This window comes from Myxococcales bacterium, assembly GCA_016703425.1.
Classification (GTDB): Bacteria; Myxococcota_A; Polyangia; order Polyangiales; family Polyangiaceae; genus JADJCA01.
In genome coordinates this window covers 325,187-344,805 of the sequence record JADJCA010000013.1, presented here as the reverse complement: position 1 = coordinate 344,805, position 19,619 = coordinate 325,187, and the positions used below count along the sequence as shown (strand labels likewise).

The following is a 19,619-nucleotide window of genomic DNA, read 5'->3' as shown; positions in this document are numbered from 1 at the left end:
CGGCCCATCAGCGGAGGTTGGCGGCGCGGAGCCACGCGGCGAGCTCCTTGTTCACGTATTTGGTCTTCTTCGCCGCGACCCAGCGGCGCCCCTCGGCCGCGTAGCCGCGCGCGCCGGCCTCGTGAGCGGCCCGTAGCAGCGCCAAGGCGGCTCCGCACTCCGCCTCATCGGTCGGCTTGAGCTTCGCCAGTAGGGCTGTCGCTTGTTTGCGAATCCTCGCGTCGGCGGGCGCGGCCGTGACGAGCCCCGCGAGGAGCGCCGCCGAGTCTTGCGGGGTGGCGGCGTTGGCGAGGCGCTTCTCAAAGTAGCGCCGCGCGCGCGCGGGCGCGCACTTGGCGAACGTTGCCGCGACGTATGCTCGGTCCCCGTCGTCGTGGCGCCCGAGCTCCCGCGCGAACGCCGCCTCGAGGGCGTCGGCGAACAAGGGGCCGTGGAGCTCGCGGTCGACGAGCGTCACGATTCCCATGAGCGTGCGCCAGTTGGCGCCAGAAAAGCTCGCCGTTTCGAACATCTTGCGGACGAACGCTACCGCCGCGCTGTCGCCCTGCCGCAGGAGGAACCCGAGCGCCGAGGCGGCCGTGTCGGTGTCGAAGGAATCGATCTGCTTCGCAAAGCGCCGCGCCTCACCTACGAGAAATTGCAGTGCCTTGGCCGCGTTCTTCGCGCCGCGCTTGACCAACTCCTCCGCCGCTACGGCCAGCTCGAGGCGTCGCAGCCGCCCGAGCTCCTCCACTGGACCGCACAACTCGGTGATGCGCCCGGCGCCTAACTTGAAGTCACCCGTCGCGACCACCAGCGCCGTCGTCGCGCCGGGATGCACGAGCGCGTGCGTTTCCTCGAAGGGAGCGCCGCGACGCACGAGCGCTTCGCCGAGCGCAAACCATCGGGCGTCGATGCCGCTCGCGAGCGAGCGGAGCACGTGTTGAAGCGCCGGGGCATTCCCTCGCCGCGCCAACATGAACGTCTCGATCTGTTTCTCGAGCTGGCCCTCGAACCACTCGTCGATGAACGCCTTCTCGAGGTCGGCGACGTGCCCAGCGCCGCTCGCGAGGGCTTGCCAGGTCTCGAGCGTCTCCGCGAGCGCGGCGTCGCGCTTCGCCTCCCGTTCGAGAGACGCGAGCGCTGCATCGGCGCCGTCGGCGCGCGGCCCCGCCGCCTTCTTTGTTCCGTCCGCGAACACGTCGGGACGCGCGTCGCGTGCCGACGCGCGGAGCCCTTGCAGGCGCTTCTCCGAGGTGTGCGGAAGCTTGACGTTGCCCTTGGCGAGGGCCGCCTTCGCCAGCTTCGCGAGCTCGCCCGCCGGCGCGTAGCTCGCTTCGACGAGCGGCAATAGCTGGCGCAGCGCGCCGTCGTTGCCGAAGGCGAGATGATGGAGGAGCCAATACGCTTGGTAGTGGGGCCATCGCTTGATGAGGTTGGCCTCCTTAGCGAAGGCGGAAAACGGCGGGGCGCCCTCGAGGCCATCGCCGAGTCCGTACCAGTCGCCTTCAGGAAAGAAGAGCGCGACGATCCAATCGGTCCGCGGTTCGAGATCTCGCGGCGAAAGACCGCGCGGCAATCCGCTCGTGGCCTTGCCGACCTTGAGCCGCGCGAGCTCCGGTGAAAGCACCACGCGCTCCGCGGGATCGTCGCCGCTGAAATAGGGATCCTCGCGGTATTGTCGGATCACAAAGTTGCGGAGCGAGTCGTCGAGCAAGGTGAGTTCGCGCTCGTCCTGATGCGAGGCCCAAACCTGACTGCTCGTGCTGGGCGTTGCCGCCCATGTAGCGAACCACAGCTCCTCGGCGTCTTCGAGGACCGGACTCATCCCCAGAAACAGTCCCCGCAGCCGCGCCGCGCGGCACCCGTCGTCGTCGATGGCGAGCGCGCCTGAGAGCGACGTGGTGACAGCGGCGAAGAGTTCGTTGCGGTAGCCGGCCCTTGGCGCCATCGCCGAGAGCGCTTTGTTCCACTGAACGAGCTCGCCGGAGCCGTTGGCCGTGAGCCAAGACTGGAACGCCGTCGATTCCCTGGTGAGGCGCGGCTTCTTCTTGGTACGCAGCGGAGCGAGGAGCTCATGGAAGGAGAGTGGTTTGGGCGAACGCATCAAGTCTCATCGACTATCTCAAAGTTCGTCGCACGTGAACACTCGGGGGCGCGACCGCGCCAAACCTTGTTGGTACCGGACCGTTGAAATGCGCTCTATAAACTGACGAGTGCGGGGGAGAGGCAGACCGATCGCGCGCCGCAAGGGGAGGGCCGTGCTCGCCGTGGCGATGGTCTGCGGCAATTCGGCTTGCGACGCCGAGCCTCGCCGCGCGCGCGAGTCGCCTGATGCCGCTCGCCACGTGCTCGATGCCGCCGCGTCGTGCGTTCATGACGGCGCCATCGACGCTCTGGAGCGCCTTAGCGAATGTGCCGTTCGGTGCAACGAGGTCCCCGACGTAAAGGTTATCCAGGCGACCGTTGAGCCGCTCTCACGGAGCGTCCTTCCCGGTGGAACGGGCGCGCTCGTGCTGCGTATCAAGAACGTCGGCGCAACGCCGCAGCCGCTCTGTTTTCGCACCGAATCGTCGATCGCCACCGGCTGGGAGCGACTCTCGGGCGTTTCTCCGCCGAAGCCCGACCAAGGCTGCGAGCGACCGCGCATCCCGTGGCTGACGCGTACGCTCGACTATCGCGACGCCAGCGTCGATGAGCTCAAGCTCGGTACGCAGGTGCTATGCGCCCGCTCCCTTCGCGTCGTGCTGATGCCGGGGCGCAGCTTGACCAAGACGGTTGCCTGGACCGCGTTGCGGCTCCCGGCCGCACCGCGGCCCTTCGAGGACGACGCGGGGAACCGCTACTATCCGAAGGCCGTGCCACTGCCGTTGGGCAAAGGCACCTATCGCGTCGAGCTGGAGGTTCCCTACGTGGATGCACCGCCAGAGCAGCGGCGCTTCGCGGCATCCATCGACGTCGCGCCGGCACCCGAGGCCGACGCGGCAGGCGAAGTGCGATGAGTCACGCCGACGGTTTTACGGAGCGCCGCGCACCAGCATCACCGCAACGGCCACGATGACGAGGGCCAAGAGGGCGTTCGCGCGACCCATGATGCTTGCCATGCGGCGGAGCCGTTGCGCTTCCTCGGAGGTCGGATCTTTCGCCACGGCCCTAGCAGCGTTCGGGCCAATGCGAAAGTCGTGGATGGCGCTAAGGCCGACGACCGCTACGAAGAGCGCAAGCTTGAGCAGCACGAGGTGCCCAAACGACGACGTCACCCAATCGGGTCGGGTCAAGTCCTCGAGGTGCACGCCGCGGCGAGACAGGTTGTAAAGTCCCGTCAGGAGGAGCACGGCGAAGGACGCCCAGCCCATCGTGCGGAGCCGCGGTCCACTCGCCGAAAGGAACGCCGCGCCTTGCGCGCGATCGCCTCGTCGCAACATCGGAACGACGATGAGCATGAGAAAGAACATGGCTCCGATCCATGCCGTCGCGGCGAGGATGTGGAGGAGAACGGACAAGAGGTAGAGGGCGTGCATTCGGAGCCGCAACCCGCGGCGCGGGTGCGCATGATAGCGTTTCTTCGGGGGCGCCGGCGACCGACTCGGCCCGCGCCGATAGCCCGTCGCTCGACACGAGGATTGACGCAATCATGCCGAAAGCGAGCCTTCCATTCTCCGCTCTGTTGTTCGCCGTCGGGGCGGGCGCGGGCGCCTTCGCGATGCAGCTCGTGCGGGAACCAAGGCCTATGCCATTGCCCAAGGCGCTGAACGAGAAAGCCATTGTGGAGCGCGACGACGACGGTGACGACGAGCTCACCGCCGCCAACGCTTCGCTGGTTCGCTCGCTCCAAGAGTGCAATCGCCGTCTCGGGGCCAAGGGCGAGCGCGCGGTTGCGGCGGTGCCCTCGTCCGCCCTCGTCGCTCCTTCCCCGAGCCCGAGCGGGCGCCGCGGCGGCCGGGGACGCGATCCTGCGGCGCCGCCCGATTGGCAGGCGCTCGCCCAAGAGGGGGCGGTGCCGTATCGCATCCCGTGCCTTCGCAGCACCCCCTTCGTCCCCTCCGAGCGGCAGCTTGATCGGATCGGCCTCGCACCCTCCGACGGCGAGGTGCTGAAGCAGGCCTACGCAAAGTCCAACGAGCGCATGATGGCGGCCGTCGTGCCGCTCTGCGCTCGCGTCGTGGGCAGCCCTGAGCTCGCGCAAAAAATTGGTCCGCAAGCGTGCATGACCGCCATCACCGATGCGTCGCGCCGCGAAGATCCGGAGAAGATGAAGGGCGCGCTCTCTCGCGTGGCCGAGGTGAACGGTGGCTCGCGGCCGGCGCCGCCGAGCGCTGATGCGCTTCCACCGGTCGAGGCCTTGATGCTCGCCATGACTGCCGAGCAGAAAGCCTTTGAGCGCGACTTGGCGGCCCAATACGGTCCCGAGGAGGCAGCTCGCATCGCGTCCTCTCGGGGGCTGTGCAGCGAGCGCGGCGTCGTGCGAGCCTCCGACGCGCCCCGCGAGCCGCGTGAGGCGCCGGCGCGCTGAGTCACTCGTCGCGTGTTGACGAGGGTGCCTCGAGGGCAACTGCCAGTCCCATGGAGTAAGCATGGATGCGCATGGATGGGACAAGGTGCGATCTTCCCTGACCGAAAAGAGGGCGAAATCCTCTGAAAGATCGACAAGATCGAACGGTTGTGATTGAGAAGATCTCCGTGAATGTAACGGCTTACGGGCCCTCGGCGGCCAACGCAGCAAATGCGGTGTGCGAGGCCGCCTCCGATGACGATTTGGCGACCACCGGTTGGCCGTCAGAGCGCGCCGCGCGCGTCAGCGAGGTGCGCATCGCGCCGGGCTCCGCGCCCTTCGGCGCCCGCTTCCGTCCGGTGGCCCGACTCTTCTCCGACGACGTCCTCGTGCACTGCCCGGAGGGCCTCGCCTCTCGCTACGAGACGCTGAAGCTTCCGCTCATTGCGCTCTCGTTCGACTACGACGGGACCACGGTACGCGCGAGCGATCGGCCCGACGACGACCGCGACCTCGCCGGCGAGTCGCGCGCGCGCCGCCTCCTCGAAACCTACGGCGCCGTGGAGCTCGAGTGCCTCGACGACTACGCGGTGGCTCCTGACGTCGAAGCCGACTACGTCGTTCGCTGCGAAGGCACGGTCCACGACTTTTGCGCCTTCACCGCCGATGTCGTCCCGCGCCTACGGGCCCTCGGTTGGCAGGTCGACGTAGCCGCTGATCATCGCTACCGAACGCTCGAGGTCGCGCCGAGCTGGTACGCCGACATCGAACCCGACGACGAACAAGAGGACTGGTTCAGCCTCGAGCTAGGCGTCGACATCGACGGCCGCCGCGTCGATCTCCTCCCCGCGCTCGTCGACCTCCTGGAGCGCATGGCCGAAGGGCAGGGGCTTCGCGAACTCGGGCGGCGCGTACCTCGCGTCTTGGCCGTGCCCATTGAAGATGGCCTGTATTTGGCGCTTCCGGCGGAGCGAATGCGTTCGCTCTTGGGCATCCTCGCCGAGCTCTACGAGGGTCGGAGCCCGCTCGGCGAATTTCGCTTTCCCAAGGGTCGCGCCGCCGCGCTCGCCGAGCTCGATGCCTTCTTCACGGGAGCCGCCATCACCGTCCAGTGGACGGGCGGCGAGACCGTTCGTGCCCACGGCGCGCGGCTCTCGTCGCCGCCGGCGGCGTTGTCGGCGCCCGAGGGGCTACGCGCCGAACTCCGACCGTACCAGGAGGCGGGGCTGGCGTGGCTCCAGCACATGGCGGGCCTCGGCGTCGGCGGAATCCTCGCCGACGACATGGGTCTCGGCAAGACACTCCAAACCATCGCGCACATTGCGACGGAGAAGATCGAGGGGCGCCTCGTCCGGCCCGCGCTGATCGTCGCGCCAACGAGCCTCGTCTCCAATTGGTCGCGCGAGCTCGGTCGCTTTGCGCCGCACCTTCGCGTGGTCGAGTTGCACGGCGCCCAAAGGCACGACCGCTTCGCTGCCATCGACGCCGCCGACGTCGTCGTCACGAGCTATCCCATCGCGATTCGCGACGAGGAACGCTTCGCAGCCCACGAGTTTCACCTCGTCATCCTCGACGAGGCGCAGACCATCAAGAATCAGCGCAGCCGCGCCCATCAAGCGATGCGCTCCATTCGCGGCAAGCACCGCCTCTGCCTCACCGGGACCCCCGTTGAGAACCATCTCGGGGAGCTGTGGTCGCTGATGGACTTCCTGAACCCAGGCCTCCTCGGCGACGAGCTGTCGTTTGGCCGCTACTACCGTGTGCCCATCGAGAAGGCGGGCAACGAAGAGCGGCTCGCGGCGCTTCGCGAACTGCTTGCGCCTTACATCCTTCGCCGCACCAAGGCGGAGGTCGCCAAGGAGCTACCGCCTAAGACGGAGCTGTTCCGCCCCATCGAGATCGGCGGGCCCCAACGAGAGCTCTACGAAAGCATCCGCGTGGCGGCCCACGCCGAGGTGCGGCGGCTCATTCGCAAGAAGGGCCTCTCCGCGTCGACGATTCCCATCCTGGGGGCGCTCACGAAGCTCCGGCAGGTCTGCTGCGATCCGCGCCTCGTGGGTGACGGCTTCGGTGGAACGGATCGGGCCCGCAGCGCCGCTCCGGGCGCGACTGGCTCCGCAAAGTACGAGGCCTTCGAGGCCCTTCTGGGGGATCTTCGCGCCGAGGGGCATCGCGTCCTCGTCTTCTCGCAGTTTACGACGATGTTGCGGATCATCGCACGTGGCCTCGACCAGAAGGGCATTCGCTACGCCCTCCTGACGGGCGACACGGTGGACCGCGCAGCGCAGGTCGACGCGTTTCAAGGCGTCAAGACGGCGCCCGGCGAAGCGCCGCCGGACGTCTTCCTTATCTCCCTCAAGGCCGGCGGTACGGGGCTGACGCTGACGCGCGCCGACGCGGTCATTCACTACGACCCCTGGTGGAACCCCGCGGTTCAGGCGCAAGCGACGGACCGCGCGTACCGCATCGGTCAGACGAATCCCGTGTTCGTCTACAACCTCTTCGTTGCGGGAAGCGTCGAAGAGCGGATGTTGCGACTCCAAAAGAGGAAGCGCGGCGTGGCTGACGCGATCCTTGGCGCAGCGGCGCCCACGGCGACGCTGTCGGAAGACGACGTCGAGGTCCTCTTCGCGCCGCTCGGCGCGTAGGCCGCCCCCCGCGCACGGGCCGGCGCCTGGACGAACCTCGGCCGACCGAGCATCGGCGCCGCGGCATTCGAGGCTACAATCGCTCCCGATGCGCGTCGCACTCCTCTACCCGCCGCCGTGGAAGGTCGCCGCCGCCGGCGCGCCGCCGTATTTGAATGGTGAGGGGCCTCCCGACGGCTACCGCGACGGCGACCTCGACGCGGACTTCCATCAGATTCCCTACGGCCTCTTGGCGCTCGGCGCCGGCGTCATTCGCGCAGGGCATCAGGTGAAGGTCATGAACCTGTCGGGCTTTGAGTGGCCGAAGGTTGAGACCGTGGTTTCCGGGCTGGATGCCGAGGTCTTCGGCCTCTCTTGTTGGACGGCCAATCGGCGCGGCGTGCGCTACGTGACGGAGCTCATCAAGGCGCATCATCCCGGCGCCCTCGTCGTCGTCGGCGGACCGCACGCGACGCCGCTCGCGCCGGAGCTCTTGCGTCACTACGCGTCGGTCGACGCCGTCTGCACCGGCGAGAGTGACGAGACCTTGCTGGAGCTCATCGCCAAGAGAGCCGCCGGTCAGCCGCTCGCGGGCACGCCCGGCGCGTGGGTGCGCGAGAACGGGCACGTGTCGAAGGGACCGGAGCGGGCTTCGATCCGCAACCTCGACGACCTCGAGTGCGTCCAGCGTCACTTCGCTACGCACATCTTGATGACGTCACGCGGATGCCCGTGGGCATGCACCTTCTGCGGCGCCGAGACGTCGTGGGGGCGAGGCTTTCGTGCCAACTCGGTCGATTACGTGGTGGACGCTATGGCGTCGGCGCTCGAGCGTCTCCCCGTGAAGATGATCCAAATCAAGGACGACACCTTCACGACCAACAAGAAGCGCGTCGTGGAGCTGTGCCGCGCCATTCGCGCGCGCGGCCTGAATTTCCTCTGGAGCTGCGATACGCGCGTCGACCTCTTGACCGACGAGCTCCTGAAGGAGATGCGTCTCGCCGGTTGCCAAAGACTCTCGCTCGGCGTCGAGTCCGGGTCGCAACGCATCCTCGATGCCATCGAGAAGAAGATCACGGTCCAGGAGATCCTCACATCGACGGAGCTCGCGAAACGCTACGGCATCAAGGTTCGCTACTACATGATGCTCGGCAATCGCGGCGAGACGGCTGAGTCCTTCGCCGAGACGCTCGGGTTCTTGCAGCGCGCCAAGCCGCACGAGTACATCTTCTCGTGCCTGTCGGTGTACCCCGGCACGAAGGACTTCCAGGAGGCGGAGAAGACCTGGCTCGATCGCGACGTCTTCTTTCGAGAAGCGTTTCAAGAGCTGAAGACGCCGTTTGATGCGCCGGAGGACGTTACGGCGCTCCTCAACAGCTGGTTCAAGGACAACTCAGGACTCCGCACGGCCTTTCGAGAGACGACTGCAGACTACGAGGCCATCTTGGGCAGGCTCGGCGATCATCACGCGGCGCACATGGACCTCGGCGCGGCCTACTACCACGAAGGCCGCTTCGACGACGCCGAGCGCCACATCAAGCGAGCCCTCGACCTCTCGTACCCGGCGCCGGGCCTCGTTTACAACCACCTCGCGTGCATCGCCAAGGCGCGCGGTGATCTCGACCTGATGATGGAGCACTTCACGACGGCGGCGAAGCTCGATCCTCAACACTGGATCCTCATCCAGAACGTCCAGCGCGCGCGGGCGTGGTTCAAGGATGGCGGCCCGGGCCGCGGGCTGCCGCTCGAACTCCTCGTTCGTCACGACTTTCAGTTGCTCGAGCGCACGATGCAGCCGACGTTGCCCGGCCCACTTCCCGACGATCTCGCGACGTGGGACGCGCCGGCGGCGCCCCGCGAAGGAGCAACCTTCGTGAAGACGCCCGAGATGGAGGGCAGCGGCAAGGGCCTCCTCGGCCGAAAGCTGAAGGTCGTTTCCTAAGGCGCGTCTCGGCGAGCGGGCCTTGCGCTCGGCGGCGGGCGGCGATAGCAACGCCTCCCATGACGACGCGCTCGACGTTCTTCTTTCTGGCGTTACCGCTCCTAGCCTGTAGCTCCGACGCGGCGACGGGGCTTGCCGCACCGACCGGCGTGTTCACGCGGAGCGACGCCTCGGGGGCCACGCCGGTCACGGTGACCTTGGCCTTCGCGTCCGGCAAGGGCGCCCGGCTCTCGAAGCGCACGGCGTCGCAGGGCGAGATCACCGAGCGTACGTGCTTCAGTTATGAAGGCGGTGGAGGTGCAGCGCTCAAAGCCACGCTCAAAAAGACGGTTGTCGCAGGGAACGGCGTGACCACTGAGCAGGACCAAGCCGGACGAGTCGTCGAACAATCCGTAGGCATGACCTCCGACGGCAGCCGCCTCACGAGCGACGCGTTCCTCGAGACGGGGCGCTTCGAGTACGCTCGCGACACGTCCGTCGGTGAAGCCTCCGTGATGCAGGGCTGTCCGTAGGCGCTCGCACCAGACGCTCACACCAAATCGAAGACGAGCACGTCGGCGTGGCGGACTCCTTTCAGCAGAAGCGCCGCCTCCTCACTCACGCGAGCGCCGTCCCCTTCGCCGAGCGGCTGCCCGTTGAGTTCCACCTCGCCGGCGGCGACGTGCACGTAGGCGTGGCGCCCGCTCGCCAAGGCGTGCGCGATCGACTCGCCGCTGCCGAGAACCGTGGCGTAAAGGCGCACGTCTTGGTGAACCGTGACGCTGCCGTCGGCGCCGTCGGGTGAAGCTACAAGGCGCAAGCGGCCGCGCTTGTCGTCGGCCGTGAACGTCTTCTGCTCGTAGCTCGGCTTGATGCCGCGCTCAGCGGGCATGATCCAGATTTGCAGGAAGTGAACAAGGTCGGACTTCGAGGCGTTGAACTCGCTGTGAGTCACGCCGCTGCCCGCGCTCATGCGCTGCACGTCGCCGGGGCGAATGATGGAGCCCGTGCCCATCGAGTCCCGGTGTTGGAGCGCGCCTTCGAGGACGTACGAGATGATCTCCATGTCCTTGTGAGGATGGGTCCCGAAGCCCATGCCCGGTTGGACGCGGTCATCGTTGATGACGCGCAAGGAGCGGAAGCCCATGTGGGCCGGGTCGTAGTAGTCGGCGAAGGAGAACGTGTGGTGCGAGTCGAGCCAGCCGTGGTTGGCGTGGCCCCGATCGGTGGCTTTGCGGATGGCGATCATGGCTCCTCTAGGACGCACACTCGGTGCCAATGAATTACGCCCAAATTTACGTCAAATTCAGACTGATCACATCGATTTGATGTGCCTTGAGGTCACTCAAAATGAGTGGATTGCGTCAGTCCATCGGCGCCGCGGCGCCGCGCAGCGTCTCCTCGACGATCCGCGCATCGACGCCGAGGCGACCCGAGATGCGGCTGATCTCCGCGTGCTCTTCGCGGTCGACGACGCCGTCGGCGGCCGCGATGACGGTGAGGTGCTGAACGAGCTGCATCCGGCCCGCCAGCGCCACTTCGCGGTTGGCGACGTCGAGCTTCTCTTCAAGCTCGCGCTTCACGTCGTCCAGCTTCGAAGGCGCCTGCGACTCACGCTCGCCGAGGAGGGCTCGAAGCGCCGACTGTTCGACGTCGGAAATCCCTCCGGTCACCGCGGCGACCGACACGCCGGCGCAATAGAGGAGGCGACGCATGAGGTCCGAGGTCGGTCCCTTCTCCTCCAAGTAGGTCGGCTCCATGAGCGCGAGATCGCGCTCGACAACGGCCTCGAGGGCCGCGGCGTCGACGTCGCCCTTACCGAGGCCGGTGAGAGAGCGATACGTCGTCGAGCGTGCGAACGCCAAGAGCGCCCGCACCCGCGAGGGCGTGTACGGGTGCGTGGAGAAGCAATCGAGCATGTCGTCATCGTCGCGATCTTCGACGCGCGCCGCCGGGGCCGAAGCGATGGACTCGACCTGTTTGACGAAGGCGCCGAGGTCGGGCCGGATCACGTCGGTCGCAACGCCGCTGGCAAGCTTGAAGAAGGCCCGCGTCGCAACTTCTTCATCACGCGCGCACACGAAGCCGGCGCGGTCGGCGCTCACCTCGGCGGCGCGGCACCAGACGAAGAGCTCGAGCTGCGTCGGTCGCGAGACGAGCGCACCGCCGACGTCCTCGATGGTGGCCGTGATGGGCATCGGAATGCCGAAGTGATCGAAGGCGACGTGCCCGAGCTCGTGACCGATGACGAACTTCAGCTCCGTCGGCGAGAAACTCTCGATGAGCCGAGACGTGAGGCCGATCATGACGGGGCCTGCCGGGTTCTTCGCGGCGAACGCGCCGAACATGGCGTCGGGCCGAACGAAAACCTCGATGGGCGTCGTGACGCCGAGGATCTCGCGGCATTCGGCCAGCGCCGCTGACACCGTTGGCGCCATCGAGCGGTTCAGCCGAAGGGCACCGGCCAGGAGGTCCCGACGGTGGCGGAAGCCGTAGCCGCTCGCCTTTTCGCGGAACAGCTCCATGGCCTTCCCGACGCCCCGGTCTTTCGACAGGTGTTCACGGAGGGTCCGGTCGCGGCGTGCCTGGAGAACGGTCAAGTCGACGGGCATGGGTCACTCGCGCGGCAAGGCGGGCCCGGCCCGAAGGTCGGGCCCGCGAGAAAAATGAACTCTGTGGCGCCCCTTACTGCGCGTACTTGAGCGCGAGGACCTCGACGACCTTCTGCGCGAGCGCGTCGTCAATGTTGAGGACGCGCTGCATGGCTCCGAGGAGCTCCTCTTCGCGCTCGTCGATGTCTCCGGACGCGAGGGCGATGTCCGCTGCGAGGATGAAGGCCTTCTTGCGGACGGCTTCGCTCGAGATGTCGGTGAGCGCGCGAACGGCTTCCTTCGAGTCCTTGAACTTCGCGGCGATCTTCTTCGCCTGGATCATCTGCTCATCGAAGTCCGCCTCGCGAAATTCGGGCAGCGTGTTGATGAAGGCTTCGAGCGTCGCGGCCTCCGCGCCTTCCAAGACGCCATCGGCGCACGCCATGAGCATCATCGAGTGCAAGAGGAGCACGTCATCGGAAGCCTTTTTCTGCGGCTGCGTTCCCAAGATCCGGCTGAAGAGACCCATCGAATTCCTCCGTGTTTCTGACTGTCGAGCCGGCAGCGTCGCGCGGCATCGGCGACGATGTCAACGGGGGCCGGGGCGATCGAGAGGAGGGGAGGTGAAGCGTCCGCTATTCTCCTCTCGTGGACGCCGAGCGTGCGACGAACTGGGTGCAGGCTGAGCGCGGTCGCGCGGCGGTCATCGCCCTCGCCGAAGATCTAGCCGCCGTCGACGTAACGCTGCTCGTGTTCAAGGGCCTCCACTTGAGCTTCTGCGTTGCGCCATCACCCGACTATCGATTCGCGAGGGATGCCGACGCGCTCGTCTTGAGCGGGAGCTTCGAGCGAGCTGGGGCGCGCATTCGTGCACTGTCGCGCTGGCACCTCGACGACACAAATGTGTCGGCCCATTGGCTTACGGACCGCGAGACGGGTGCGCACGTGGACTTGCACAAGCGCGTCCTGCCGCCACGGTTTGGTTCCCTGGGACGAGATGCGCTCCGTTCGCACGCTCGCGTTGACCGGGCGGCCTTTGGCTCCCGAGTCTTGGTCCCTGACACGCTCGACGCCGCTGTCTTCACGGTGGCCAACTATGCGAAGGACTCCCTTGGAAACTTCGGCAGCCCGAACATTCGCGCTGACCTCGGCTTGATGGAGCGCTTCGGCGGCCTGGAGCCCCGTGACTTGGCGGCCCGTCTCGCAGCCTATGAGCTGCGACGCGTGGGGCTCCTGACGTTCACGCACCTCGCCGCCGAGGACCGCGCCTGGGAAAGATACCGTGATGCTTGCGCTGCTTCCGCGGCGGAGCAGCTCCTCGCGGCGGCCGTCTCGCGCACCATTGTGGATTTCGCGGGCCGCTCCGAGAGGCTGTCGTTTCTCGTGGTTCGCCTCGTGGGCGACACGCCCGGCAACGTCCTCTCCTCTGGGAGCCTTGCGGTCGCTAGATTCGTCAGAGATTTTATGAGATTGCGTGGACTTGCCTAAACTCGGGGAGGGGTTGCCCTCGGGCGGCTCCCGTGCTCTCCTGTTCTCTCGCGCGGCCTGAATGTGGTTCACGGCGGTGCACCAAACGCTTGAAAGCGGGCGCTGAAGCTTGGCGGGCGCAGGAGAATTGAGGACTCGATGGACGTGGAGAAGAAGGTGGGCTCGGTGGGTGGGGCTTCGAACGAGACCGTTTCGAACGAGACGTCCAAACGGGCCTATGAGGCTCCGCGGCTTCGTCACCTGGGCTCCGTGCGTGCGCTCACGCTCGGCGGGACCGGCGGCAAGGGCGACAAATTCTCCGCTTCGGGCGCAAAGTCGTCCACGCGTGACGCGAAGGAAGCGATCCACTACCTCACGGCAGAGGAACGAACCCGCGTCGCTTCGGACGTTCTCGGCCTTCGCCTCGCGACGTACAACTACCGCGCCGAGGTGGGTGAGGCCCCGGGCCGACACTTCGGCTTCATCATCGAAGACTCGCCGGAGGCGGCGTTCGTCCGTCCCGAGGAGAAGGTCGTTGACGTCTACGCGTTCGCCACCGCGCTGGCGGCCGTCGTTCAGGAGCAGCAGGCCAGCATTCGGCGGCTCGAAGCGGAGCTCGCGGCTCTCAAGCGCGCCTAGTCGGCGCGACGACGCTGGTCGGCACACTTCCTCCCGCCCGTAACCGGCTGCCGACAACGGCTGACAAGCGTGTTGCGTTTTGCTCCCGAGCCCGCTGGTGCTGACCCGCGGTACCTACGGTTTCGTGACGGGCGCGTGGACCGAAGTCTGACCGCGCTCCTCGAGTCGCCGCGCGGACCCATCGACGTGCGGCGCCTTGCGGGCGTGGTGGCCCTCGACACGAGCGGCGTGGTGGACCGCACGCCGTTCCAGGCCATTGGGCGTGTCCGGCCAGGTCTCGGCGGACAGTTTGACGGCCGTCTTTTGCACTACGCGACCGTTGCGCCAACTCGTACGCTTGGCCGCGCGCCGGCGCGATCGTCGCAGGCCCGCTTGCTGCGTGAAGCCGTGAAAGGGGCTGTGGCGCGCGCGATGGGCAACGCTCGGCGTGTTGCCGTGTTCGGCGGCGGGGGAGTGGATTCGTCCGTCATCCTCGCGCTCGCGAACGAAGTAGCCAAGGAGCGTGGCATCGACGACGTCGTCCCGGTAGCGCTCGACTGTGGCGGCCCCGGCGATGACCGACCGCACCTTGCGGTCCTGGCCAAGGCCCTGGGCTTGAAGCCTGTGCTGGTGCCGCCCGCGTTGGGGGGCGCCTACCTGCGCTCAGCGTTCCTCCTCGACTCGGCTCCATGCCCTTGGCCGAGTTCTCCGTATGACCACGCCCCTAGCGTTTGCCGCGAAGGACCTGGGCGCCGAAGTTGCCCTCGACGGTACCGAGGGCGACTTCATCTTCGGCGGCGTCCCTGCGTTCGGTGCCGCGATTCGCCGCGAAGGTCTCGCACGAAGCGCTTCCTACGCGGCTACTTTTGAGCCTTCGTGGGGCTACTCGAAGCCCCGCCGTGTGTTCGAATTCCTTGTCCGCCCCGCCCTTGCGGACCGCGCGCCAAAACCGTTGCGCGTGGCGGTGAGGCGGCGTCGAATTCTGCGGCGTGTGCCTTGGGCGGGACGAGTGCTTCGTGCCCACTTGATGGCCCTGGCCGATGAGGTTGCGCCGCGGTCCGCCGCGGAGCGCCAACTAGGTTTCATGCGAACCGCACGTTTCGCGGAAATCGCCGCGCTTCGCGTCGGGCTCGAGAGGCTCGCAGGAATACGCTTCGCGCAGCCGCTCATCGACGCGGCGGTGCTCGACTTCGTGGCCGCGCTCGAGCCTTACGAGCTCGCTCAGAATGGCCAGATGCGCGGCCTCCTGCGCGAGAGCGTGCGCGGCCTGGTCCCCGACTCGGTCCGCTTGCGACCCGACAAGTTTGAGCACGAGGGCGCCATGCTTGCCGCTGTCGAGGCGGGCGGCGGCTTCGCGGCCTTTCGCGACTTGGCGCCAGTTTCGCGCTGCGCGGATCTCGGTCTCGTCGAGCCAAGACGATTCGAGGCTGAGTTTTGGGCGCTCGCCAACGATCCGCTAGGACCGACGCGCGACTGGTCTCGCATTTGGTCGATGTTGTCCGTCGAGGCGTTCCTCGCGAACGAGGACCGCAAGGGGGCGCCATGACGCCGCCTCTTTGGCTCTCGGAGTATGCAGAAAACGGCGAGCTGCGCTTTCGCATCGGGCGCGAAGGCGATCGACTCATTGCCGATTGGCCGGGCGTCGGAACACTTCGCGCCGATCCACAACGCGGCACAAGTTCATTCGAAGCTGCACCAGGCGCCGAGTCCGAGATTGTCGCCAAGGTGGAGACCAGCCTCGCGCGAGCGCTTCTCCGGCACCTGGAGGCGAAGCTGACGCTCCACGGCGCCGCAGCTCAGATCGGCGACGTTGCCGTCGCGATGGTAGGGCGAAGTGGGGACGGAAAGTCGACGTTCGCCGCTGCGCTCGCGAGGAGGCCTCGGGCGGCATTCCTCGCGGACGATACGTTGGCCATCGAGTTTCAGGACGGCGGCGTGTTCGTTAAGGCGACGGAGCACGTGAGTTGGCTCTTGCCTGATGCGCGGGCAGCTTTCAACTTGCCGCCGGGCGAGTACAAGAGCGCAGCTTCGCCACCGCGGGTCGCAGAGGGAGCGCCCTTGCGCCTCCTCGTCGTTCCCGCGTTCGGTGACGTCCAGCGGCCGACGCTGGAACGAATCCGAGGCGTTGCCGTCCTCGCGGGACTCGTGCCAGCTGTTGTGCGTTTCGTCATCGACGACCCGGCCGTGCAGATGCGCGAAATCGAGCAACTGGAACGCCTAGCGTCGGCCGTTCCGATCTACTCTCTCGTGCGTCCGCGGGCCCTTGAACGCCTCGGCGAATCGATCGATCTGACCTTGGACCTCTTGGAGAGACTCGCATGAACGTGGGGCCCGACGACCGCTTTGCAGCTGCCGCAGACGTCCACGCGCGCGCCTTTGACGGAGAGACCGTCATTGTCGACCTCAAGCGAGGTGACTACTTCGGGCTCAATGACCTCGGCGCTCGCTTTTGGGACGGTGCGCTGCAAGGGAAGTCGGCGCGGCAAGTCGCGGAGTCGCTGGAAGGGATGTTCGAGGTTACGGGGGAACGGCTCCTCGCGGATCTCGTCGCTCTCGCGGGTGAGCTCGTCGACCGCGGACTCCTCGTCCTCAAGTCCCCGTGATCCGCGTGCGCGCGCTTCATCTCTTAGCCCAGGTTGCCCTTCGTACGCGCGCACCGCGGGACGCGAAGGCGATGATTGACGCTTGTTCGCGGTTCCTCCCGCGCCTGCGCTCGGGAGACGAGGCGCGCCGTCTTGCCGATGCCCTCGATGGCAGCGGCACGTGCTTGAGCCGCGCTCTCGTCGTCACGTCGCTGCTCGATGGCGCGGCGGTCGTTGTTGGCGTTGAGCCGGGAGCGCCCGTCGGGCCGATGGTGCACGCCCATGCGTGGGTTGAGTACAAGGGTAGACCTCTGCGCGAGGCTGATCCTCGTGGCGACGAGATTGTGCGGCTGTGAACGAACCGCGATTCGAGGCCATCGCTCGCGTCGTTTTGGCAGTCGACGCCCGCGGACGGCGGCTCATGGCGTTGGTCGCGGCCGCGCAGCTTGCCGACCGACTCGTGCTTCTCACGACGGCCGTGGTCGTCCCGTCAGCGCTTGGTCGCGGCGCATGGTCGGAGGGGAACGCGCTGGTCGCCGTCGCGATGACGGGGGCCTTCGCCGCCGTCGCCGCAGGTCGAGCTGTTGCGCGGAGCCTTGCGCAAGGGCACCTCTACGTCCTCCTGCACGCGAAGGCCTCGGCATCGCTGCTCGGCCACGACCTCCTCGCGGCACCTGGAAAGGGCGAGAACGAGCGCGAATCGGCGCTCGTGGATTCCATTGACATAGGGGTTCGCATTTGTGCGGACATGATTCCCTCGTTAGCGGCCGACGTGGTCGCGGCGATCGCAGCGTTGTGGCTAATGCATCGAGTCGTCCCCGCACGGGTCTTCGCGCTGGGGCTGGCGCCGGCCGCTCTCGCCGTTCTCCTGCTCGTGGCAGCTCGGCGGGTTGCGGCGAACGAGTCCGAAAGGGCATGGAACGGGTATCGCCCCGTGCTTGAGCACTTCTCGGCTGTACTCTCGGCACGACTCGAAATCGTCGCCAACGGCGCCGAGGGGGCATTGCAGCGTGCGCTCTGGGCGTCGCTCGAGCGGTGGCGCGCCACGGTCGTCCGATTCGAGGCCACCGTCTCCGTCGTGGCCCGCCTTCCTCTGCTGTTGGCGGGCCTCCTGCTCGTGGTGCTCGTCCTCGTTGCCTCACCCGTGTCGGTGTCGATGAGCGCAACATCGTTGTCCCGACAACTCCTGCTCCTTGGCGCAGCACTGCCGGCGTTCGGCGGGATCGTTCGGGCGCTCATGGAGGTCTCGAAGGTCCGAGTTCGCGTTGTGCCACTCGCGACTCTGTTGTGCGAGTCCGTGGAGCGCGAGCCGGCAGCCGCGACCGCCGTTGGTCCGCCGGAGCGCATTGAACTTCAGGGCGTTACCTTCCGCTATTCAAGGGAGGGCCCCGACGTGCTGCGAGACGCGTCGTGTGCGTTCTCGCGAGGCACGGTCTCGCTGCTCATCGGCGCAAATGGCGGGGGGAAGTCCACGCTGCTGAAGGTGCTACTGGGTCTCGAGGCTCCCGCTCGGGGCCACGTGATGGCCGACGGCGAGTCCGTTCTGGAAGCAGCGCCCGGAGGCTCGCGGTTGCTCGGCGCCGTCGCCTACCTGCCGCAGCGAGCCCACTTCTCCGATCGAGCCACGGTTGGTTCGGGTCTACGGCTTCTCGCGCCCGCTGGCGATGACGCTCAGGCCCTTCGATGGCTCGAACGCCTTGCTCTGCTCGACGTGCTCACTCGCAAGGGCGCGGGTGATCCCTTTGCGGTCAAGGTGGCTGATCTCTCCGCGGGGCAGAGGCAACGCCTCGCGCTGGCGCGCATCGGTCTCCTCGATAGGCCCGTATGGCTCCTCGATGAGCCAGATGCTTCTCTCGACGTCGACGCCGTTGAGATCTTGCGGGACGTCCTCGCCGTGGAGAAGGCGTCACGCATCATCGTCGTCGCAGCGCACTCGTCGTCGCTTCAGCCGCTTGCCGACCAGGTTGTGCTTGTCACCGACGGCGTCGTCACCGCCCAGGTGAAATCTTCGGACACTCTTCCGCAGGCTCCCTAGGCCCGGGCGCTGCCGCGACGCGTACGCGCTCTGGTGCGCCATAGGCCGCCATCAGCGCGAAGTGCTCAAAGGCGCAGGGCGAGACCGCGAAGCCTTCCGGCGAAAGAGCGCGTAGCGCGGTGCCGCGCGCCACCTGAGTGGTTCGGTCGGCAGCCCCGGTCCCGGGGAAGTCGCGGGCCAGGCTCGGTAGGTTGACGAGCCAAGTCGCCGCGACGACGAGGCCCGCGGTTCGCCGGGCGTAGACGTGCGCGCGCGGCAGCCGCTCCGAAGCGCCGACCTCCGGCGCGCAACCGCAGGCGAGGCCCCCGAGCATCAGGTACGGAATCGCAAGGAGCGCGCGCTCGCGGTGGTGCGTCGGTGCGCCGTCGCCCAGCTCACCCACGATGAGAAATGTCACGATGGCCGCGGCGGTCAGCAGCGGCCAGCGCAGGCGCCGGTCGCGAAGCGCGAGCCAAGCGAGCGCGAGACCCGCCACCACGGACTCGGGGCTCGCAGCCCAAAGCGCTCGCGGCACGCTCGAGAGACGCGCCCACGTATCGACGCCGGCGTCCCCGTGCGCCTGGCGGAACCTCGTGACGCGCGCGAGGAAGTGCAAGGCGTCGCCGTGGGCGTACTGGTTCCACGCTACCCATGCGACGGGCGCCGCCAGCGAGATCGCGAGCGGCCCCACAACGCGAGGAAGGTGGCCGTCGCGTCGTGCCCGATGGACCGCCGCGGCGGCGAAACAGGCGCACGCGGGCCAGGTCTCGTAGCGCGAGAGCGCTGCGATGGCGAGCGCGCCCGCGCCCCAGGCGAGCGTGCGCGCGCCACCGGCACTGTCGCCCTTGGCCGCGAGCAGCGAGAAGACGCCCACCGCGACAAGCGGACCGGCGAAGCCCTCGGGAACGGGACACGCACCACTCCAGGCGGCCCAGGGCACGAGGCTCGCCGCCAGCGTCGCCAGGAGCGCCGCGCTCCGCGGGGCGCCGCTTCGCCGCAGCACAACGAAGACCATCGCCGATGCAAGGGCGCTCGCGACGAGGGCGACGCCCCGCGCCACCGCCAGTGACCGACCCAACACGAGCATCGCGCTGCCGGTCATCCAGAAGGGGAACGGTAGCCAGCTCGTTCCGCTCGGATCCAGCCGTGGTGTGTTCGCAAAGGTCTGCGCGATGACGACGCGCGCGTAGTCGTCGTCGGAGATTTGGCGGAACCCGAGTCGCAGGAGAAGGACCGAGACGAGTATCTTGAGCCCAAAGACGCCCGTGGCAAGCGCGACGTCGAAGGCCAGCGCCCTCGTGGCCGACGGCGTCACGAGCGGTCAGTGG

At 67.4% G+C, this 19,619-nt stretch carries 19 protein-coding genes; 12 read left to right on the top strand and 7 right to left on the bottom strand.

Annotated elements, in window-relative coordinates:
• Positions 1 to 7: 7 nt before the first annotated feature.
• Positions 8 to 2,086 carry a hypothetical protein gene (locus IPG50_26425; protein ID MBK6695716.1) on the bottom strand — a complete coding sequence of 693 codons (2,079 nt, stop codon included), beginning with the start codon at positions 2,084 to 2,086 and terminating at the stop codon, positions 8 to 10.
• A gap of 154 nt (positions 2,087 to 2,240) precedes the next feature.
• Here IPG50_26425 and IPG50_26420 point away from each other — a divergent pair, with 154 nt between their 5' ends.
• Positions 2,241 to 2,981 (top strand): hypothetical protein, encoded by a 741-nt coding sequence (locus IPG50_26420; GenBank protein MBK6695715.1) that lies wholly within the window; start codon positions 2,241 to 2,243, stop codon positions 2,979 to 2,981.
• A 15-nt stretch (positions 2,982 to 2,996) separates the two neighbouring features.
• Here IPG50_26420 and IPG50_26415 read toward each other — a convergent pair whose 3' ends face one another.
• The gene (locus IPG50_26415) at positions 2,997 to 3,500 is read right to left on the bottom strand and encodes a CopD family protein (GenBank protein MBK6695714.1); all 504 of its coding nucleotides are present in this window, start codon (positions 3,498 to 3,500) and stop codon (positions 2,997 to 2,999) included.
• A gap of 113 nt (positions 3,501 to 3,613) precedes the next feature.
• Here IPG50_26415 and IPG50_26410 point away from each other — a divergent pair, with 113 nt between their 5' ends.
• The 4 genes from IPG50_26410 (at position 3,614) to IPG50_26395 (ending at position 9,552) form a co-directional block, all read left to right on the top strand.
• A complete protein-coding gene (locus IPG50_26410; protein ID MBK6695713.1) occupies positions 3,614 to 4,492 on the top strand; it encodes a hypothetical protein in 879 nt (292 codons plus the stop codon).
• Between the two features lie 167 nt (positions 4,493 to 4,659).
• Positions 4,660 to 7,119: a DEAD/DEAH box helicase gene (locus tag IPG50_26405; protein ID MBK6695712.1), complete on the top strand. Its 2,460-nt coding sequence runs from the start codon at positions 4,660 to 4,662 to the stop codon at positions 7,117 to 7,119.
• An 88-nt stretch (positions 7,120 to 7,207) separates the two neighbouring features.
• Positions 7,208 to 9,040: a radical SAM protein gene (locus IPG50_26400; GenBank protein MBK6695711.1), complete on the top strand. Its 1,833-nt coding sequence runs from the start codon at positions 7,208 to 7,210 to the stop codon at positions 9,038 to 9,040.
• Between the two features lie 59 nt (positions 9,041 to 9,099).
• On the top strand, positions 9,100 to 9,552 hold the full coding sequence (locus tag IPG50_26395; protein ID MBK6695710.1) for a hypothetical protein: 453 nt from the start codon (positions 9,100 to 9,102) through the stop codon (positions 9,550 to 9,552).
• A gap of 17 nt (positions 9,553 to 9,569) precedes the next feature.
• Here IPG50_26395 and IPG50_26390 read toward each other — a convergent pair whose 3' ends face one another.
• The 3 genes from IPG50_26390 to IPG50_26380 form a co-directional block, all read right to left on the bottom strand.
• Positions 9,570 to 10,268, bottom strand: a complete 699-nt coding sequence (locus tag IPG50_26390; protein ID MBK6695709.1) for a pirin family protein — start codon at positions 10,266 to 10,268, stop codon at positions 9,570 to 9,572.
• Positions 10,269 to 10,383: 115 nt separating this feature from the next.
• Positions 10,384 to 11,631 (bottom strand): M48 family metalloprotease, encoded by a 1,248-nt coding sequence (locus tag IPG50_26385; protein MBK6695708.1) that lies wholly within the window; start codon positions 11,629 to 11,631, stop codon positions 10,384 to 10,386.
• 73 nt (positions 11,632 to 11,704) lie between these two features.
• Entirely contained in the window at positions 11,705 to 12,139 is a 435-nt protein-coding gene (locus tag IPG50_26380) for a tellurite resistance TerB family protein (protein MBK6695707.1), read from the bottom strand.
• A 119-nt stretch (positions 12,140 to 12,258) separates the two neighbouring features.
• Between IPG50_26380 and IPG50_26375 the strand changes: the two genes are divergently transcribed.
• Together IPG50_26375 and IPG50_26370 are read left to right on the top strand one after the other, a co-directional pair.
• The gene (locus tag IPG50_26375) at positions 12,259 to 13,098 is read left to right on the top strand and encodes a nucleotidyltransferase family protein (GenBank protein MBK6695706.1); all 840 of its coding nucleotides are present in this window, start codon (positions 12,259 to 12,261) and stop codon (positions 13,096 to 13,098) included.
• Between the two features lie 138 nt (positions 13,099 to 13,236).
• Complete coding sequence (locus IPG50_26370; GenBank protein ID MBK6695705.1) at positions 13,237 to 13,716, top strand: tail fiber domain-containing protein; 480 nt, start codon at positions 13,237 to 13,239, stop codon at positions 13,714 to 13,716.
• 114 nt (positions 13,717 to 13,830) lie between these two features.
• Here IPG50_26370 and IPG50_26365 read toward each other — a convergent pair whose 3' ends face one another.
• Positions 13,831 to 14,283 carry a hypothetical protein gene (locus IPG50_26365; GenBank protein ID MBK6695704.1) on the bottom strand — a complete coding sequence of 151 codons (453 nt, stop codon included), beginning with the start codon at positions 14,281 to 14,283 and terminating at the stop codon, positions 13,831 to 13,833.
• Positions 14,284 to 14,407: 124 nt separating this feature from the next.
• On the opposite strand from IPG50_26365, the gene IPG50_26360 reads away from it, so the two are divergent.
• Genes IPG50_26360 through IPG50_26340 form a run of 5 tightly spaced genes read left to right on the top strand, consistent with a single transcriptional unit; the run spans position 14,408 to position 18,312 of the window.
• Entirely contained in the window at positions 14,408 to 15,241 is an 834-nt protein-coding gene (locus IPG50_26360) for a hypothetical protein (GenBank protein ID MBK6695703.1), read from the top strand.
• Positions 15,238 to 16,017: a hypothetical protein gene (locus tag IPG50_26355; protein ID MBK6695702.1), complete on the top strand. Its 780-nt coding sequence runs from the start codon at positions 15,238 to 15,240 to the stop codon at positions 16,015 to 16,017. Before IPG50_26360 ends, IPG50_26355 begins: the two co-directional genes overlap by 4 nt.
• Entirely contained in the window at positions 16,014 to 16,298 is a 285-nt protein-coding gene (locus tag IPG50_26350) for a PqqD family protein (GenBank protein MBK6695701.1), read from the top strand. The genes IPG50_26355 and IPG50_26350 overlap by 4 nt, the downstream gene beginning before the upstream one ends.
• Positions 16,295 to 16,633, top strand: a complete 339-nt coding sequence (locus IPG50_26345; GenBank protein MBK6695700.1) for a lasso peptide biosynthesis protein — start codon at positions 16,295 to 16,297, stop codon at positions 16,631 to 16,633. The genes IPG50_26350 and IPG50_26345 overlap by 4 nt, the downstream gene beginning before the upstream one ends.
• Complete coding sequence (locus tag IPG50_26340) at positions 16,630 to 18,312, top strand: ATP-binding cassette domain-containing protein (GenBank protein MBK6695699.1); 1,683 nt, start codon at positions 16,630 to 16,632, stop codon at positions 18,310 to 18,312. The genes IPG50_26345 and IPG50_26340 overlap by 4 nt, the downstream gene beginning before the upstream one ends.
• On the opposite strand, the gene IPG50_26335 is transcribed toward IPG50_26340, so the two are convergent.
• Positions 18,266 to 19,606 carry a hypothetical protein gene (locus IPG50_26335; GenBank protein MBK6695698.1) on the bottom strand — a complete coding sequence of 447 codons (1,341 nt, stop codon included), beginning with the start codon at positions 19,604 to 19,606 and terminating at the stop codon, positions 18,266 to 18,268. The two genes, IPG50_26340 and IPG50_26335, sit on opposite strands and share 47 nt — an antisense overlap.
• Positions 19,607 to 19,619 lie beyond the last annotated feature (13 nt).